Annotated in this window: 17 protein-coding genes; 16 read left to right on the forward strand and 1 reads right to left on the reverse strand. The window is 33.9% G+C overall.

What is annotated here, in order from left to right; all coding sequences use genetic code 11:
• Window positions 1-29: 29 nt before the first annotated feature.
• The 16 genes from MJQ71_RS15565 (at window position 30) to MJQ71_RS15640 (ending at window position 17,273) form a co-directional block, all read left to right on the forward strand.
• Window positions 30-1,367, forward strand: coding sequence for a quinol:cytochrome C oxidoreductase (locus MJQ71_RS15565; RefSeq protein WP_238807552.1), 1,338 nt, complete (start codon window positions 30-32; stop codon window positions 1,365-1,367).
• A gap of 82 nt (window positions 1,368-1,449) precedes the next feature.
• Window positions 1,450-2,583, forward strand: a complete 1,134-nt coding sequence (locus MJQ71_RS15570; protein WP_238807553.1) for a cytochrome c oxidase subunit II — start codon at window positions 1,450-1,452, stop codon at window positions 2,581-2,583.
• Between the two features lie 31 nt (window positions 2,584-2,614).
• On the forward strand, window positions 2,615-4,495 hold the full coding sequence (locus tag MJQ71_RS15575; protein ID WP_238807554.1) for a cytochrome c oxidase subunit I: 1,881 nt from the start codon (window positions 2,615-2,617) through the stop codon (window positions 4,493-4,495).
• 55 nt (window positions 4,496-4,550) lie between these two features.
• Window positions 4,551-5,531, forward strand: a complete 981-nt coding sequence (locus MJQ71_RS15580) for a COX15/CtaA family protein (RefSeq protein WP_238807555.1) — start codon at window positions 4,551-4,553, stop codon at window positions 5,529-5,531.
• Window positions 5,532-6,413 (forward strand): heme o synthase, encoded by an 882-nt coding sequence (cyoE, locus tag MJQ71_RS15585; RefSeq protein WP_238807556.1) that lies wholly within the window; start codon window positions 5,532-5,534, stop codon window positions 6,411-6,413.
• A 46-nt stretch (window positions 6,414-6,459) separates the two neighbouring features.
• Window positions 6,460-7,065 carry a cytochrome c oxidase subunit 3 gene (locus tag MJQ71_RS15590; RefSeq protein ID WP_238807557.1) on the forward strand — a complete coding sequence of 202 codons (606 nt, stop codon included), beginning with the start codon at window positions 6,460-6,462 and terminating at the stop codon, window positions 7,063-7,065.
• Between the two features lie 80 nt (window positions 7,066-7,145).
• Window positions 7,146-7,892 carry a cytochrome c oxidase subunit 3 gene (locus MJQ71_RS15595; RefSeq protein ID WP_238807558.1) on the forward strand — a complete coding sequence of 249 codons (747 nt, stop codon included), beginning with the start codon at window positions 7,146-7,148 and terminating at the stop codon, window positions 7,890-7,892.
• A 50-nt stretch (window positions 7,893-7,942) separates the two neighbouring features.
• The gene (locus tag MJQ71_RS15600) at window positions 7,943-8,281 is read left to right on the forward strand and encodes a cytochrome C oxidase subunit IV family protein (RefSeq protein ID WP_238807559.1); all 339 of its coding nucleotides are present in this window, start codon (window positions 7,943-7,945) and stop codon (window positions 8,279-8,281) included.
• Window positions 8,282-8,980, forward strand: coding sequence for an SCO family protein (locus tag MJQ71_RS15605; protein ID WP_238807560.1), 699 nt, complete (start codon window positions 8,282-8,284; stop codon window positions 8,978-8,980).
• Window positions 8,981-9,019: 39 nt separating this feature from the next.
• The gene (locus MJQ71_RS15610) at window positions 9,020-9,556 is read left to right on the forward strand and encodes a DUF420 domain-containing protein (protein WP_238807561.1); all 537 of its coding nucleotides are present in this window, start codon (window positions 9,020-9,022) and stop codon (window positions 9,554-9,556) included.
• 20 nt (window positions 9,557-9,576) lie between these two features.
• Entirely contained in the window at window positions 9,577-9,819 is a 243-nt protein-coding gene (locus MJQ71_RS15615; protein WP_238807562.1) for a CAMCR motif-containing small membrane protein, read from the forward strand.
• Window positions 9,820-10,043: 224 nt separating this feature from the next.
• Window positions 10,044-12,236: a DUF5916 domain-containing protein gene (locus MJQ71_RS15620; RefSeq protein ID WP_238807563.1), complete on the forward strand. Its 2,193-nt coding sequence runs from the start codon at window positions 10,044-10,046 to the stop codon at window positions 12,234-12,236.
• A gap of 18 nt (window positions 12,237-12,254) precedes the next feature.
• The gene (locus MJQ71_RS15625; protein ID WP_238807564.1) at window positions 12,255-13,136 is read left to right on the forward strand and encodes a glycerophosphodiester phosphodiesterase family protein; all 882 of its coding nucleotides are present in this window, start codon (window positions 12,255-12,257) and stop codon (window positions 13,134-13,136) included.
• 92 nt (window positions 13,137-13,228) lie between these two features.
• The gene (locus MJQ71_RS15630) at window positions 13,229-14,755 is read left to right on the forward strand and encodes a GH3 auxin-responsive promoter family protein (protein ID WP_238807565.1); all 1,527 of its coding nucleotides are present in this window, start codon (window positions 13,229-13,231) and stop codon (window positions 14,753-14,755) included.
• A 49-nt stretch (window positions 14,756-14,804) separates the two neighbouring features.
• The gene (locus MJQ71_RS15635; protein ID WP_238807566.1) at window positions 14,805-15,659 is read left to right on the forward strand and encodes a fumarylacetoacetate hydrolase family protein; all 855 of its coding nucleotides are present in this window, start codon (window positions 14,805-14,807) and stop codon (window positions 15,657-15,659) included.
• Between the two features lie 159 nt (window positions 15,660-15,818).
• Window positions 15,819-17,273, forward strand: coding sequence for a S41 family peptidase (locus MJQ71_RS15640; RefSeq protein ID WP_238807567.1), 1,455 nt, complete (start codon window positions 15,819-15,821; stop codon window positions 17,271-17,273).
• Between the two features lie 64 nt (window positions 17,274-17,337).
• Here MJQ71_RS15640 and porV read toward each other — a convergent pair whose 3' ends face one another.
• Window positions 17,338-18,540, reverse strand: coding sequence for a type IX secretion system outer membrane channel protein PorV (gene porV, locus MJQ71_RS15645; RefSeq protein ID WP_238807568.1), 1,203 nt, complete (start codon window positions 18,538-18,540; stop codon window positions 17,338-17,340).
• Window positions 18,541-18,607 lie beyond the last annotated feature (67 nt).

The following is an 18,607-nucleotide window of genomic DNA, read 5'->3' on the forward strand; positions in this document are numbered from 1 at the left end:
TTAAGTGTAAGGGTTCAAATTTAAAGAAAATGGCTCATAGTACTCACGAAATTCCTTCTACAGAAGAAAGATTTGAGTTTAAATCTGAAACCAAACGAAATCTTATTATTGCAGCCCTAATAGGCGTTGCAATGGTTGCAATTGGTTCATTCTTATTATCAAAAGGCTGGTCAATAGGTGTTTGGGAATCTCATGGTGCCGAACATGCTGCTGCTGGACATGAAGCTGCAGGTCACTCTGAACATGGTGGCGAGCATGGTGCAACACTTTTCCACAGAATTATTGCCAATATTTGGATGAATAGTGTCTATTTTCTTGGAATATCAGTAGTTGGAGCATTTTTTATTGCATATAATTATGTTGCTAAAGCTGGCTGGTCTTCATCAATTAAGCGTGTTGCAGAAGCTTTACCTTCGTTTGTGATTGTTCCTGGTGTAATATTAATAATACTAATGGCAATCCCATCAACAAGACATATCGTGATGCATTGGACACATGATGGAATTATGGATCCAGCAAGTGAGCATTATGATAAAATCATTGCTGGAAAAGCATGGTATTTAAATCTACCATTCTACTTCTTAAGATTGGTTGCTTATGTAGTTGTTTGGTATTTTGGATGGAAAACAATCCGTAAATATTCTCTTTTAGAAGATGAAGAGGGAGGATTAGAGAACTACTATAAAAGTCGAAATACAGCAAAATTATTTTTGATTTTCTTTGCAGTAACAGCATCTACATCTGCTTGGGATTTGTCTATGGTAATTGATACACACTGGTTTTCAACAATGTTTGGTTGGTATCATTTAGCTAGCTGGCATGTAGCAGGTTTAGCAACTATGATGCTTACAATTCTTTTATTGAAAGACCAAGGGTACTTAGGAGCAGTAAAAGAGAGTCATTTACATGATTTAGGTAAATTTATTTTTGGATTTTCAATATTCTGGACTTATGTATGGTTTTCGCAATATTTATTGATATTCTATGCAAATTTACCTGAAGAAACGATTTATTTCCGTGAACGTTTTACTGGCTTCCAAGGTAGATACTGGTGGCCATTCCATATAAGTCTTGTGTTAAACTTTTTCTTCCCATTCTTAATTTTAATGGCTAGAAATTCTAAAAGACGTCCTACTTTTTTGAAGTTAGGTAGTATTTCAGTAATAATAGGACATTGGTTCGATTTTTACCAAATGCACATGCCAGGAATTGCAAAAGATCAAGGTGGGATAGGTATTATTGAGTGGGGAACAACATTGACTTTTGCCTCTTTGTTTATCTATTTTGTTGCTAATGAGTTGTCAAAAGCAAATCTTTACCCAAAAAACCACCCATTCTTAGAAGAGAGTTTACACCACGATATTTAATTTTTTCAAACAATTTCGTTAAACATCTTTTTATAAGTAATAAGGGTTTAAGTATATTCAAACTTGTAAAATATATAGTAACATGACATTATTGATTGTAGCTTTAGCAATCGTGTTTATTGTTCTTACTGTACTAGTAATATCAAAAACACAGACCCTTTTGAAGGGAGTAAAAGGGGAAACAGAACAAAATGATGATGTAGTGGACAGTGCCAATAACATGAACGGTTTTGGTTTGTTTATCTTCTGGATTTTGAGTGTAATAGGATTTGTTTGGTCATTCTTATATGCTAAAAAAGACTTCTTGATGGCTTTTGGAGATATTCCTACGGCATCATCAGTACATGGAAAAGAAACTGATTTTTGGTTTTGGTTCGGAATGGCAGTAATTACTGTTGCCTTCTTAATTGTAAACTCAGTTTTATTCTATTTTCCTCTAAAATACCGATATGATAAAAACCGTAAAGCTCATTTCTACCCACATAATAATACACTTGAAGTAGTATGGACATTGATTCCTGCGATTGTAATGGCTGGTTTGGTTTTTACTGGACTGAGAGTTTGGAATAAAGTAATGTCAGATGCACCAAAAGATGCAGAGATTATTGAAATAATGGGTAAGCAATTTGGGTGGCAGGTTCGTTACGGTGGAGTTGATAATGGTAAACTAGGTAATCATAGTTTTAAGTTGATTGATGATGCGGCAGGAAATGAATTTGGAGTTGATTTTACTGATGAAAATTCATTTGATGATTTCACAAATAGTAGTGAAATGCATATACCAAAAGGCAAACCAGTTCTTTTGAAAATCAGAGCGAGAGATGTATTACATAGTGTATTTATACCTCACATGAGAGTTAAAATGGATGCAGTTCCAGGAATGCCAACTAAGTTTTGGTTTGTTGCAGATAAGTCGACTGCTGATATGAAGGCTGAATTAGGAAATCCTGATTTCAAATATGAAATAGCATGTACAGAGGTTTGTGGAAGAAGTCATTTTGCAATGAAATTGATTTTGGTTGTTGATGAGCCTGCTGATTATGAAAAATGGAAAAAAGAGCAAAAATCATTACTTGCTTCGAAACCAGAGTTCCTTGATAAAGTTCCTGCAAATTTGAAAGCAAAAGCATTGAAGTATTTACCTTCAGAGGCTCCTTCTGATAGTACAACGGCTTCTGCTAGTACAAGTTTGCCAACGGTAACATCTTTAAGATAATATTTAGAATACTTAAACTAATAATATAGATATGGCAGCAGTAGCACACGCAGATGCTCATGTTCATGGACATGAAGAAGCACACGAGCATCACGAGCCGCAAAGTTTTATCAGAAAATATATTTTTTCTGAAGACCATAAAGTAATTGCAAAACAATACCTTATTTCAGGAATTGTTTGGGCTTTAATAGGAGGTTTACTCTCATTAGTTTTCCGTTTACAATTAGGTTATCCTGGAATTGATTTAGGTTGGTTGAAACCAATTTTAGGCGAAAGATGGTTTGACGAAACGGGTAAACTTGACCCAAATTACTACATTGCTTTGGTAACAATGCACGGAACTATTATGGTTTTCTTTGTATTGACAGCAGGTTTGAGTGGTACTTTCTCTAATTTTCTAATCCCACTTCAAGTAGGTGCAAGAGATATGGCATCAGGATTTATTAATATGTTATCATATTGGTTCTTCTTTTTGTCAAGTGTAATTATGTTCTGTTCATTATTTGTTCAAGATGGTCCTGCTGGTGGTGGTTGGGTAGTTTATCCTCCATTAAGTGCTTTGCCAGACGCAGCTCCTGGGTCGGGTACTGGTATGACTATGTGGTTAATCAGTATGGCGATTTTTATTGTATCGAGTTTATTAGGTAGTATCAATTATGTTACAACAGTAATAAATCTTCGTACTAAAGGAATGACGTTTGATAAAATGCCACTTACTATTTGGGCATTTACGTTTACTGCTATTTTGGGTATTCTCTCTTTTCCAGTATTATTGTCAGCGGCACTTTTATTAATTTTTGATAGAAGCTTTGGTACAAGTTTCTATTTGTCAGATATTTATATCAATGGACAAGCTCTTCCTAATCAAGGAGGTAGTCCGATTTTGTTCCAACACTTATTTTGGTTCTTAGGTCACCCAGAAGTTTATATCGTTATTCTTCCAGCATTGGGAATGACCTCTGAGATTATTGCCACTAATGCTAGAAAACCAATATTTGGATACAAAGCGATGATTTTCTCAATGTTAGGAATTATGTTTTTGGCATTTATCGTTTGGGCTCACCATATGTTTATGACAGGGATGAATCCTTTCTTAGGGTCGGTGTTTACATTGTTGACATTAATTATAGCAGTACCATCAGCGGTAAAAGGCTTCAACTATATTACGACACTTTGGAGAGGAAATATCATCTTTACTCCTGCAATGTTATTCTCAATAGGACTTGTTTCTTTCTTTGTTTCGGGTGGCGTTACAGGTATTATACTTGGAAATAGTGCTTTAGATATTCAATTACATGATACATACTTTGTAGTAGCTCACTTTCACCTAGTAATGGGTTCGGCAGCATTCTTTGGTATGGTTGCGGGGGTCTATCACTGGTTTCCAAAAATGTTTGGTAAAATGATGAATCCTACGTTAGGATATATTCACTTTTGGATAACTTTTGCTGGGGTTTATTTAGTATTCTTCCCTCAGCATTATTTAGGTATTGCTGGTTTCCCAAGAAGATATTATGCCTATACAGGGTTCGATTTCACAAATAAATACCAAGATTTAGCAGAATTGAGTACAGTAGCAGCAATTGTGGTATTTGCGGCTAATCTAATCTTCTTGTTCAATTTTATTTATTCAATTTTTTGGGGTAAGAAAGCACCACAAAATCCATGGAAGTCTAACACATTAGAGTGGACAACACCTGTTAACGTGGGTCATGGTAACTGGCCAGGTGAGATTCCTGCTGTGTATCGTTGGCCATACGATTATAGCAAACCGGGTTCAGAAGCAGACTTTATACCTCAAAATATTCCATTCTCTGCAACTCCAGAATCAAACTTCCCACATGAAAATGAATTGATTAGAGAAGAAAAGGAAATAGAAAGTATACAATTCAATTATAATATACCAGATTGATGATTGATACATGATTCACAACCTTCAAAGTTGTGAATCATTGTCTAAGCCTTATATGAGACAAGGAAAGATATTTAGAAATCTAGGATTTTGGACAATTGGAGCAGTTTATATCTTAATATTAATAGGTGGAATTGTTCGTGCAACTGGCTCAGGAATGGGCTGTCCTGACTGGCCTAAATGTTTTGGAACTTGGATTCCCCCAACAGACATCTCTCAGTTACCTAGTAATTACAAAGAGATTTATGGTGCAAAACTCAAAGGTGAAATAGAATTCAATGCATTAAAGACATGGATTGAGTACATAAATAGACTTGTAGGTGTATTAATTGGTTTATTGGTATTTGCTACTTTTTTAAGTTCGTTCTTTACTTTTTGGAAAAAAGATAAGGTAATTGTTACATTGACCTTTATTGCAACCCTTTTAGTTGGTTTTGAAGGTTGGTTAGGTTCAAAAGTTGTATCAAGTGAGCTGCATCCTGTGATGATAACCCTTCACATGTTGGTTTCATTAATTATTGTTTTTGTATTACTTTATGCAGTAGCAAGGTCTTATAATGAAATTATTGAGATTGAAAGTATTACAGATAGAACTTCACTTAGCTTTTTACTAACTGCTACGATGTTTCTGACGGTTGGGCAAATTTTATTAGGAACTCAAGTTAGAGAAATGGTTGACCAAGTATCTTACTTAATGGGCGAAACATTAAGGACTGAATGGGTAGCTAATTTAGGTGGCAAATTTAAAATGCATGCCTTTTTTTCAATAATAATTTTAGCGGCTAATACCTTAATATATTATAAGGTTGATATTAGTATAACGGAGAAAAAAGTTGTGTTTAAGTTGACTAAATGGTTGATGATTGTAATTGGCATAGAAATGATTTCTGGGCTTTCATTAGCATATTTAGGTTTTCCAAGGTTTTTACAACCAATTCACCTTACTTTGGGTGTACTCGCATTGGGGATTCAGTTTATAATATATTTATTGTTAAATAAAGAAAGAGTTTTCAGAAGCATGGCTTCACCTTCATAAATGAGTTTAACAGTTTCTCAAAATATAGTTTCACAGAAATTAAAAGCGTACTACGATATAACTAAATTTAGGTTATCATCAACAGTGGTTTTTTCTGGGGCATTTGGTTTTATAATTGCTTCTGAAAAAATTGATTGGGCAAAACTTGTACTTTTTTGTATAGCTGCTTTTTCAACAACTGCGGCTGCAAATATCATCAATCAAATCATTGAAAAAGATTTAGATAAATTGATGAGGAGAACAGAGTCTCGTCCTTTGCCAAGCGGTAAATTAACGGTTAAAGAAGCAGCAATTTTTGGCTGGATAATGGCAGCTGTTGCAATGTATATTTTATTTTTTGTTTTTAATGTAAAAGCAGGGTTATTGGCTCTACTTTCAATGATTTTATATGGGTTTGTTTATACACCATTAAAAAGAGTTGGACCTGTTGCAGTAGCAGTTGGTGCTTTACCGGGTGCTTTTCCTCCGATGATAGGTTGGGTTGCTGCAGTAAATCACTTTGGACTTGAGCCAGGTATTTTATTTGCGATTCAATTTTTCTGGCAATTTCCTCATTTTTGGGCAATTGCTTGGGTACTCGATGAAGACTATAATAAAGCAGGATTTAAACTTTTACCATCAAAAGGTGGGCAAAATTTGAATTCGGCTATCCAAATAATGATTTATACGCTATTTTTGTTGCCTTTATGCTGGGTTCCATATTATTTGGGTATGACAGGAATAAATTCGGGTGTAATAGCAATGATTTTCGGTGTGTTGTTTTTAGCTCAAACATTTCATCTGATGAGAAGAGTTGATCGAAAAGCAGCATTGCAATTAATGTTTGGCTCTTTTATATATTTGCCAGTAGTTCAAATTGCGTATTTGTTGGATAAACTATAATATCCTTTTACTCAAAGTTGAGTAAATCTCTAAAAGTCTAAATTATATGAGTAATAAAAATATTAAAGGAGAAACAGTTGTGAATGTAGGCGTACAAGAAGCACAACCTGTTTTATCCGTAAATAAGTGGAAATTTATCATTTGGCTCTTTATCATTACCGTAGTTATGTTGTTTGCGTCGCAGACAAGTGCTTACTTGGTAAGAAGAGCAGAAGGAAACTGGGCTGAGTTTACTATTCCAACAATTTTTTGGTTTAGTACATTAGTATTGATAGTAAGTAGTGTTTCAATGCATTTTTCATTAATTGCTGCAAAATCGAATAACATTGGTAAACTTAAAATTTATGTAGCGATTACATCTTTTTTCGGTTTAGTGTTCTTATTAATGCAGTATTTGGGTTGGCAAGATTTACAAAACCAAGGAATTTATTTAAAAGGAAATCCGTCGGGGTCATTTTTTTATATTTTTACAGGTTTGCACATGGTGCATTTGGCCTTAGGACTAGGGATTTTGTTTGCAACCTTTATAATGGCATTTAGATTAAAGATTGATTCTGAAAATACTATTTTAGTTGAAGTTTGTGCAACAGCTTGGCATTTTTTAGACATTCTTTGGCTATATTTGTTCGTTTTTTTATTGTATTTTAGATAGTATTTACTTTTTGACTAAATTTGAGTCGAAATTAATTGAAATTGTTAACCAAGGCGGATTACCGCTAATAATTGTAAGTTATGGCAAGTGCAAATACCTCTACAACCGCAGAACACTTAATATGGAAAGGCGGCGTGCAACCAATGAAAGTTGGATACGGAAAATTAATGATGTGGATTTTTTTATTATCTGACACATTTACGTTTTCGGCTTTATTAGTTGCGTATGGTTTGGTTCGTTACAGTTTTCCTACTTTTGAAGGACTACGCAAAAGTTTTGAATTTTCAAATGCGTGGTGGCCAATTCCTGAAAGAGTTTTTGCTTCAGTGCCATTCCTTCATGGAATAAACGCTCCGTTGGTGTTTGTTGGAATCATGACTTTTATTTTGATTATGAGTTCAGTTACAATGGTGCTTGCTGTAGAAGCTGGTCATCGTCGTGATAAAGCTGATGTTGAAAAATATATGCTTTGGACAATTCTTGGAGGTATCGCCTTTTTAAGTTCTCAAGCATGGGAGTGGAGTCACTTTATTCACGGTTCGGAAGAAGGACTGGCTTTAGCAGATGGTACAAAGATTTTTGGTGCAAATCTTGTGAGAAATGAGTATGGCCCAGCAGCATTTGCAGACTTCTTTTTCTTCATTACTGGATTCCATGGAACTCACGTATTTTCTGGTGTTGTATTAAACGTATTGATATTTTACAACACTGCGAACGGCGTATATGAAAAACGTGGACATTATGATATGATTGAAAAAGTTGGTCTATACTGGCACTTTGTTGATTTAGTATGGGTGTTTGTATTTACATTCTTCTACTTAGTTTAGGTTAAATTACTCTTTTTTAATAAATTTAGAAAGTTTAAAATAGTATTAAAATGGCTCAACATACAGAAAGTGGCGAAAAATTGCCATCGCAAACCAAAGAAATTTGGAGAACATTTTGGATTTTATTGGGAATTACAGCATTAGAATTCGTAATAGCATTTACAGTAGATGCGGATTTATATAAGTGGACTAAAGTTGGAATATTTATTATTTTAACTCTAGTAAAAGCATATTATATCGTTGGTATTTTTATGCACCTTAAACATGAAGTTAAGTCATTGATTTGGACAGTAGTGTTGCCATGTATGTTTGTTGCATGGCTAGTGGTTGCACTTATTGTAGAAGGCGGATACATTGGATGGGAAAGATTATTTTTTATCGGTAAATAAATGCAAAAAAATACAGCAAAAGTCGGAATACTAATAGGAATATTAGCTGTTCCGACTTTTATTTTTGTTTTCCTAAAATTATTTGGGCAAAACTACTACACATTACCCTACTTTATGCCCGAAATAGATGAAACGGGTCAAGTAATAGTCAAAGGGGCAGATACGGTATTTCATAAAATACCTACGTATGAGTTGGTTGACCAAAAAGGTCAAAAATTTTCTTCTGCACGAACAAAAGGTAAAATCTATGTTGCTGACTTCTTTTTTACTAGATGTGGAACAATTTGTCCTAAAATAAGCAACAATTTAACCAGGATTCAAAGTATTTTTTCTGCTGATACTAATGTAATAATTGTTTCTCATTCAGTTGATCCTAAGCATGACTCATCGGCAGTATTGCAGAAATATGCACAAAAATATGACGCAAAATATGGTAAATGGTATTTCTTAACAGGAGATAAAAAGATACTTTATGATATTGCTATCAAAGGTTACAAGCTACCAGTAGCAGATGCTTCAGATTATGATAAAAAAATCAAGGAGGTTGATGAAACATTTATCCATTCAGAAAAGTTGTTATTGATAGACAAAGAAGGATATATTAGAGGAATTTACGATGGCACATATTCACTAGATGTAGAACGGTTAATAGGTGAAATAAAAGTTCTAACAGAAATTTATAAAAGTAATAAAAAATAGAATCGAAAAATCTATTTTTATTGATTTAGCATAGCAATAATGAAAGTATTAAAAGTCAAACAAGATAAAAAATCAATGACGTTAATAAATGTCATTTCGGTTGCGATACCAATTGTAGTTGCGATATTACTTGGAATTAGACAAAAAATTGATTTAGGTGATTGGACTAAGGTTTTACCACATTTGATTGGTGTAATTAATACAATAACCTCAATATTACTATTATATGGGCTTTATTTAATCAAACAAAAGCAGGTTGAACGCCACAAAAAAGTAATGTCGTTGGCTTTTTTGATGGGAGGTCTGTTTTTGATTTGTTATGTAATGTACCATTTAACAAATCCTTCAACTACTTATGGTGGAGAAGGTGTGATTAAATACATTTATTACTTCGTTTTGATAAGTCATATTTTGCTTTCACTAGTGGTTCTACCATTAGTTTTGAGGGCATACTATTTTGCTTTGATTAAAGAATTTGATTTACATCGTAAATTAACAAAATACGCATTCCCTATTTGGCTATATGTATCGGTTACTGGCGTAATTGCGTATTTAATGATAAAACCATATTATTAATAATTTAGAAAATTAAAGCAATGAAAAAGTTTATTTTGGTTGCAGTATTGTTAATATTTAATTGCTCAATGTCGTTTGCACAATGTGCGATGTGTAGAGCCACAGTTGGAAGTAATTTAAGTGAAGGAAGGGGTGTTATTGGAACAGGAATAAATGATGGGATTTTATTGATGTTAGTATTTACCTATCTATCAATTCCAACGTTGATTTATGTTTGGTTTCGTACAGCAAAAAAGGAAATGCGGTTGAAAATGCATAAGTAAAAAGACAAAATTTAATAGAGTTATTTTATAATAGCCAACATTTTTTATAATCACGTTTGCTGATTTTAAAAAAGTTGGCTAATTGTTTATAAATATATCAACCATAAAATGAATACTTTTATGGTTGGTCGCATATTTTTACAATTTGGGCGTATTTATTAATAAAATCGGTGGTAAAAACACTAAATTTGTTGACAACAAAACTATTTATAATACCCTAACAAATGTATAAATCACTACTAAGCTTTCTTTTCGTATCTTTTTGTTTAATAACATTTGCACAGAAAAAAAACGAAAAAGTTGAATATCGTATACATCGAGCAACATCTCCCTTAAAAATAGATGGAATAGTTGATGAAAAAGCTTGGGCTGATGCTCAATTAGCAACTGATTTTTATCAAGTTTTACCAATGGACACATCTTTTGCCAAAGTTAGGACGGATGTTAAAATGACGTATGACGACAAAAATCTTTATGTTGTCTTCATTAATTATGACAAATTGCCTGGGCCATATATGGTAGAGTCTTTGAAAAGAGATTTTAATTTTGGAAAAAATGATAATGATTTACTTTTTATCGACACTTTTGATGACCAAACAAACGGCTTTTCTTTTGGCTCTAATGCGATGGGAGCTCAATGGGATGGATTAATGTTTAATGGAAGTAGTATTAGCCTTACATGGGAAAATAAATGGGTTTCAGAAGTCAAATATGATGACGACAAATGGGTTTGGGAATGTGCTATTCCGTTTAAAACATTAAGATATAAAAAAGGGATTACTCGTTGGGGAGTGAATTTTAGTCGTTTAGATTTGAAAACAACTGAAAAATCTTCTTGGGCCCCAGTTCCACGACAATTTCCAACAGCATCTTTAGCCTATGCAGCCTCTTTGATTTGGGATGAAGCACCGCCAACTGCAACATCAAATATTTCAATAATACCATTTGTATTAGGTGGAATAAATAGAGACCAAGAAAAAGGAACACCGACAGCTTTTAGAAAAGATTTTGGTTTTGATGCGAAAGTTGGTTTGACATCATCAATGAATATGGATTTAACTGTAAATCCTGATTTTTCACAAGTTGAAGTTGACCAACAACAAACCAATCTTGACAGATTTGAATTGTTATTTCCTGAAAAAAGACAGTTTTTCCTAGAAAATGGAGATTTATTTTCAAACTTTGGCTATCAAACTATCCGTCCATTTTTCTCCCGACGAATCGGCTTAAATGCTCCAATACGTTTTGGTGCAAGGGTTAGTGGGAAATTAAATAAAGATTGGCGGATTGGTCTGATGGATATGCAAACTGGTAAAAGTGATGCAGCATCGAACGCACAAAATTTTGGAGTGATTGCTCTGCAACGTCGTGTTTTTGCTCGTTCAAATATAGCAGTAATGTTTGTAAACAAACAAACGCTTGATTATCAGTCAGTTGTATACACAAAAAACATTTCAGAATTCAATCGTAATTTAGGCATTGAATATAACTTGTTATCTAAAAACAATGCTTGGACAGGGAAAATGATGTATTTGAAAGCTTTTACTCCTAATTCAAAAATGAATGATGGAGCTTTAGCTGGAAATTTATTATATACAAACAAAAGATGGACAACAGGAGTACAAATAGAGCAAGTTGGAACAAATTTTAATGCGGAAGTTGGATACGTGCCTCGTTTAAATTATGGAAAATTCAATCCGCAAGTGGGATATTTATTCTTTCCAAAATCGAAACACATCCTAAGCCATGGTCCAAGTGCGATGTTAACGCATTATTTCACGAAAGATTTTTCGATGGAAACTGAAAACGAAAAGTTTATAGCCTATAAAATAAATTTTAGGAAAACGAATACATTGATGGCTTGGGTGGCACATAATTATGTGTACTTATTAAACCAATTTGACCCAACAAACTATGCGAAAGCGTATTTAGCAAAAGGAACAGAACATCGTTGGAATTCATTTGGTGTAGATTATACTTCAAAACCGCAAGCATTATTAACATATTTGGTTTCAAGTAGATTTGGAGGATATTACGCAAATGGAACAAGAATTCGCTTAAACGGAGAGGTCGGTTATCGTTTTCAACCTTATGTAGCTATCACAATGGCTGCGAATTACAATCAATTAAATTTCAAAACGGATGCAGTTTTACCAAAAGAACTGGTTAATAAAGAATATAATTTCTGGCTAGTTGGGCCGAGAATTGATGTTACATTTACCAACAAATTATATTTTACAAATTTTTTGCAGTTCAATAACCAAAATAAAAATGTAAACCTAAATACTAGATTACAATGGAGGTATAGCCCTGCGTCAGATTTATTTTTGGTTTATACAGACAATTATTATTCAGATACTTTTTTGGTAAAAAATAGAGCTTTAGTATTGAAATTTACCTACTGGTGGAATGTATAAACTTTAGCAAACAAAACAATGAAATCTCTTTTACTTTTCTTATTTCCAGTTTTAACATTTGCTCAAACAATGGATTTTGAAATACAAGGGCATCGTGGTTGCCGAGGGTTAATGCCTGAAAATACAATTCCAGCTTTTAAAAAAGCCATAGATTTAGGTGTAAAAACGTTAGAGCTAGATGTAGTAATTTCAAAAGATAAACAGATAGTGGTATCGCATGACCCATTTTTTAACCCAGCATGCACCATTGACCCTAATGGAGATTTTATCACAAAAAGCAATATGAAAAACTTGTATTTGCTTGATTATAAGGAAATTAAAAAATATGATGTTGGCTCAAGAGGCAATAAAGATTTTCCAGAACAACAAAAAATAAAGGTTTACAAACCACTATTGAAAGAAGTGATTGTTGCATGTGAAAAGTATGCAAAGGAAAAAGGAATTAGTCCAATAAAATATAATATCGAAATTAAAAGTGAGGAAAAGGAGTATGGTATTTCTCAGCCCAAAGTAGAAGAATTTTCAGAATTAGTTTATCAAGTAATAATTAAACAACTTTCACCTGATAGGGTAATTTTACAGAGTTTTGACTACAATGTATTGAAATATTGGCACAAAAAAATCGAAGAAAAAACATTTAAAAAAATAACCCTTTCGGTTTTAATTGAGCCAATTGATAATAATGATGTACAAACCAATCTTGATAAATTAGGCTTCAAACCACAAATTTGGAGTCCATATTTTGTACAAGCAACCGAAAAAAGAGTAAAACAATTACATGAATTAGGAATAAAAGTGATTCCGTGGACTGTAAATAAGCGTGTTGAAATGGAAAAAGTGAAGGCAGCTGGCTGTGATGGACTGATTACAGATTATCCAGATAGAGCAAAGGGTTTGTGAGATTCAGAAAAAAAAGGTAATTTTCCACAGAATTTTGAAAACCCAAGCACTGAGCTATCGACCAAAAACGTTTGAGGTCATTTGCCCACCAAATGAGCATGCTTAACGACATACTAAGTTTCTTTCTTAAACGTCGCATTGAACGCATTGAAGATTTTTTGCGTCATCCGATTGATACTCAACACCGTATTTTCCATGACCTAATAGAGAATGCTCGATATACGGAATGGGGTTTAAAATACGACTACAACAGCATTGATTCAATCAAAGATTTTCAAGAAAGAGTGCCAATTTCGACGTATGAAGAACTTTATCCATACATAGAAAGAGTGCTAAAAGGTGAACAAAATGTGCTTTGGGCATCCGAAATTAAGTGGTTCTCAAAATCATCTGGCACAACAAATTCTCGAAGTAAATATATTCCTGTTTCAGAAGAATCGCTCGAAGATTGTCATTATCGGGGTGGAAAAGATATGATGACGCTCTATTTGAACAATCGACCAGAAGCAAAATTATATGAAGGGAAAGGCCTATCAATAGGAGGAACGCTCCATCAAAACCCATTCAATATAAATACACAAGCAGGTGATATTTCTGCCGTGATAACTAAAAATCTGCCTGCTTGGGCTGATTATATTCGCACACCACCAAGCGAAATTGCTCTCATGGAAAATTGGGAGCAAAAAATGGAGCAAATGATTCAGATTTGCACACAAGAAAACGTAACAAGTATCTTGGGTGTACCAACATGGACAGTTGTTTTATTAGAAAATATTTTAGAGCGTACAGGAAAAAAGAATATACTCGAAATCTGGCCAAATTTTGAAGTTTTTGTTCATGGAGCAGTGGCTTTTCAGCCATATCGAGATTTATTTAAAACAAAACTTTTTCCTTCAGACCAAGTGACGTACCTAGAAACGTATAATGCTTCTGAAGGTTTCTTCGCAATTCAAGATGAACTAAGTAGAGTTGGAGAAATGCTTTTGATGCTTGATTATGGTGTTTTCTACGAATTTATACCAATGGAAGAATGGGAAAAAGAACAGCCACAAACCCTCACACTTGAGCAAGTGGAAATGGATAAAAACTATGCTTTAGTTATTTCTACAAATTCGGGTTTATGGCGGTATAAAATCGGAGATACTGTAAAATTTACATCAATTGAACCGTATAGAATTAAAGTAAGCGGTCGTACAAAACACTTTATTAACGCTTTTGGCGAAGAAGTTGTGATTGAAAATGCCGATGTTGCTATAACAGAAGCTTGTGCAATGGCAAATGCAACAATAGCAGATTATACCGCAGGTCCTGTTTATATGGGTGATGGAAGCAAAGGCTGCCACGAATGGATTATTGAATGTTCTAAAAAACCTGATGATGAAAAGCTTTTTATCGAAACGTTAGACAATACACTGAGAAAGGTAAACTCAGATTATGATGCGAAACGCTTCAAAGATATGGCTCTTTTACTACCGAAAGTACATTTTGTAGAAAATGGAACTTTCTATCATTGGATGTCGAAAAGAGGTAAATTAGGAGGACAAAATAAAGTACCAAGATTGAGTAATTCAAGAGAGTATCTAGACGATATATTGTTGATGGTCAAAGAGTTAGCATAAAATATTTATAAAACTCCCCAACAACGGAGGAGATTAATTGATAAAATACATGAAACTATTCCGCTTTGGTGAAATATCCAACGAAAAAACAGGAGTTATTCTTTCCAATGGAAAAAAAATTGATGTTTCAGCATTTGGTGAAGATTATAATGAAAATTTCTTCGTAACAAATGGCATTGAAAGATTAGAAAAATGGCTCGAAATAAATGCTGAAAACTGTTCAGAAGTTTCAGATAATACTCGTTTGGCATCGTGCGTGGCTCGTCCATCAAAAATCATTTGTATTGGGCTTAATTATGCTAAACATGCTGTTGAGTCTGGTGCTGCTATTCCGAGTGAACCAGTGGTGTTTTTTAAGGCGACAACGGCACTTTGTGGGCCCAATGATGATGTAGTTATACCAAAAAACTCAGTTAAAACAGACTGGGAAGTTGAGTTAGCATTTGTAATTGGCAAAAAAGCAAGTTATGTGGAGAAAGAAGATGCTCTCAATTATATTGCAGGATATTGCTTGCACAACGATTATAGCGAACGTGAATTTCAATTAGAACGTGGCGGACAATGGGTGAAAGGTAAAAGTTGTGATACTTTTGCACCGATTGGTCCATTTTTAGCGACTGCGGATGAAGTTGGCGACCCACAAAATCTGCGTTTATGGCTAAAAGTCAATGATGAAATGTTGCAAGATTCAAATACAAATGATATGATTTTTGATATTCCAACAATATTAAGCTACCTAAGCCAATTTATGACTTTGCTTCCAGGAGATGTAATTTCGACAGGAACACCAGCAGGAGTAGGGTTAGGCTTGAAACCGCCACGGTATTTAAAAGCAGGTGATTTTGTTGAACTAGGCATTGAAAACCTTGGAACGCAAAAACAAACAGCAGTTGCGTATAAATAATAATTAAAATACCGAAAAAGAGCCACTCCTCAAAAGAAGTGGCTCTTTAAATTTATACCAAAAAGAATAGATAAAAGGCAATTTAGTAATATTTTTAGACCCAAAAATGCTTATTAGGCATGATTTTAGTTGTTTTTTCTAGAAACACTTAAACCCAAAATGAAAAAATTAGTATTCATTATCTGCTTATTTGCTAGTCATTTAAGTTTTTCTCAACAAACTTGTTCATGTTCGCAAAATTTTGATTTTGCTCTTCAAAAAATAAAAGATAATTATGCAGGTTGGGGCGATAAAATTACACCCAAAAACCAAGCGGAATATGATAAACTAACACAAGAAGTTAGACTTTCGGCAGAAAAAATAACAGATGAAAGAGAGTGTTATTTTCAACTAAAAAAATGGTTTGATTTCTTTAAAGATGGACATTTGTTTATCAGTCCAATTACGCCTTATGCGGTTGAGGAGTTACCAGCTGTTATTGCGAATCGAGCATCAAAAATACCACAATTGGCTTTTAATGAAATAAGTTTTACGCAATATTTAAAGGAAAATGAGTCAAAACTCCAAACCGTAGAAGGAATTTGGGAAAGTGATGATAAAGCGTATAAAGTTGGTATTTTGAAAGATAAAAATAATCCTAAAAAGTTTGTCGGGTTTATTTTAGCTGACCGAAATCCTTCTTGGAAGGCAGGAAAAGCAAAGTTTGAAATGGTACAAATTGCACCGCAAAAATATATAACTAATTATTACTATGCTGACTTTTCAGGTGAAAAGAATTTTACTCGAGAAATAAAAAATTTCTTAGTTATTGAGAATATTTATAAATTTAATAAGGTATTTCCTATTCCAAAAGAAGAAGTCGATAATGAAGATTTACTTCATAAAATAGCAGATTATCGGATTGAAAAACTTGATGCAGAAACGGCATTGGTAGTTTTACCACCATTTACGCTACCGAATGCCCCCGAATTTGTGCAAGAATTAGTAAAGCAGAATGAGGAAATATTGAAAAATACGCCTAATTTAATTATTGATATTCGAAATAACCCAGGTGGCGACGATGCTGCTTTTACCTCGCTGCTACCCTATATTAGCACAGGGTCAATCGTTAGAAAAGGAGGCGTTTTTAGGGCAACTGAAGAAAATATCATTTCAATAAAACATGAATTAGAAGCCATCGAAGAATATCCAGTTTATAAAGAACGCCTTGCACCAAAATTGCGTAGAGTTTTACAACAAATGGAGGCCAATAAAGGTAAATTTGTGACTGGGCTAGATAAAGAATTTGCTGTTGGTGTAACAATGCCAAATCCGAAAAAAGTTGCTTTTTTGGTCAATAAAAATACCGCAAGTACAGCTGAACAATTTATTTTAGAAGCAAAGCAAAGCACAAAAACCATTGTTTTTGGAGAAAATACTAAAGGACTAGCAGATTACATAGAGGTAAGAGATTGGGGTTTGCCTTGCTATGGTTGGCGAGTTGCTTTTTCATTAGCAAAAAGCCCACGTTTACCACAAAAAGCCATTGATAATGTTGGAATTACACCAGATATAAAAATTAGTGAGACTGAACTTGATTGGGTAGAATTTGTTAAAAATCAGCTAAAGAAATAAACTAAACGTCAACAAAAAAGCTCTATGAGAAATCATAGAGCTTTTTTGTTGACTGAAGAAACAACTATTGTTCTTCAGTAGTTTCGGTATCTTCAGAAGTAGTACTTGCTTTTTTAGCATCTAAATCGAAAATCAAGGAAATTCTCCACGTATTTGATAGTGGGCTACCTTGCGAAGTTGGAACTAAATAAGCTAAATCAACTTGATAGCTATTCATTATTCGGAATCCTAAACCAGTAGTTACATATTTACGACCACCTTTAGCATTGCTTTCTGCAAAATAACCACCACGAATAGCAAAGAAATTATTATACCAGTATTCAACACCAGTTGAAACCGTAAATTCTCTAATTTCTTCTTTAAAACCATCAGGTGCATCATTAAATGATCCAAATATTCCAGCAATTACACCGGTAGTTTCTGGGTCTCTACCTTTAACAATCACACCATTATTGTCTCTCAATGGAGGCGTAGGAACTAATAATTTATTTACATCAAGCAGTAAATTAAACTGATTGTGAGCATCAATTTTATAATTTAATCCACCACCAACTTTAAGATTTGTTGGTAAATAAAATGTGTTTCGACCATAATTTACTTTTCCACCAATATTTGAAATAACTGCACCCGCAGAATATTTTACGCCGCGGTCTTTATTTTTAACACTTGGTTTTTCATTAGTGTAAAAGAAAGAAATATCACCTGCAACTGTGTTAGCGGGTTTACTTGAAGAGTTGTTGACAACTTGTGAACCAATGAGATTTGAGTGAATATATTTCAAATTTAAACCCATTGAGAAATCTCTTCCAAGTTTTCTGGTATAACCTCCAGCAATATTGAATTCACGAGATTGAAAAGTACCGTTTGGCTGTCCAGTAGCAGTAGTAAACTGAATTTGCCCTTGATTAAAATAGGTCATCGAAAGCCCTAGAGCTTGGTCTTTACCTGTTTTTTTGAAAATAGCGGCGTGTAATAAGCCCATATCGTCAACTAAATCTCGCAGCCAAGGAGTATAAGAAACAGTTGAGCCAATGTTTTTGTCAATAAAAGCAAGTTTTGCAGTATTCCAATACATTGAGTTGGCATCTGGAGAGGAAGCTACACCCGCATCTCCCATCGCAGCTCCACGAGAATCAGGAGAGATTGTAAGAAAAGGAACAGCTGGCGAAATTACTCTTTGTACGCTTTTATTATTTACTTGTGCCTGACTAGTCAAAGCATTCATTAAAACTACACTTGTCAAAGCGACTACTAATTTGCGTTTCATGTGAGAAATTTTAATATTCTACCCCATAACAAGGGTACTTATCGGTTCTGAATATATTTAGTCTTAA

It is taken from the genome of Emticicia aquatica (assembly GCF_923079645.1).
GTDB lineage: Bacteria > Bacteroidota > Bacteroidia > Cytophagales > Spirosomataceae > Emticicia > Emticicia aquatica.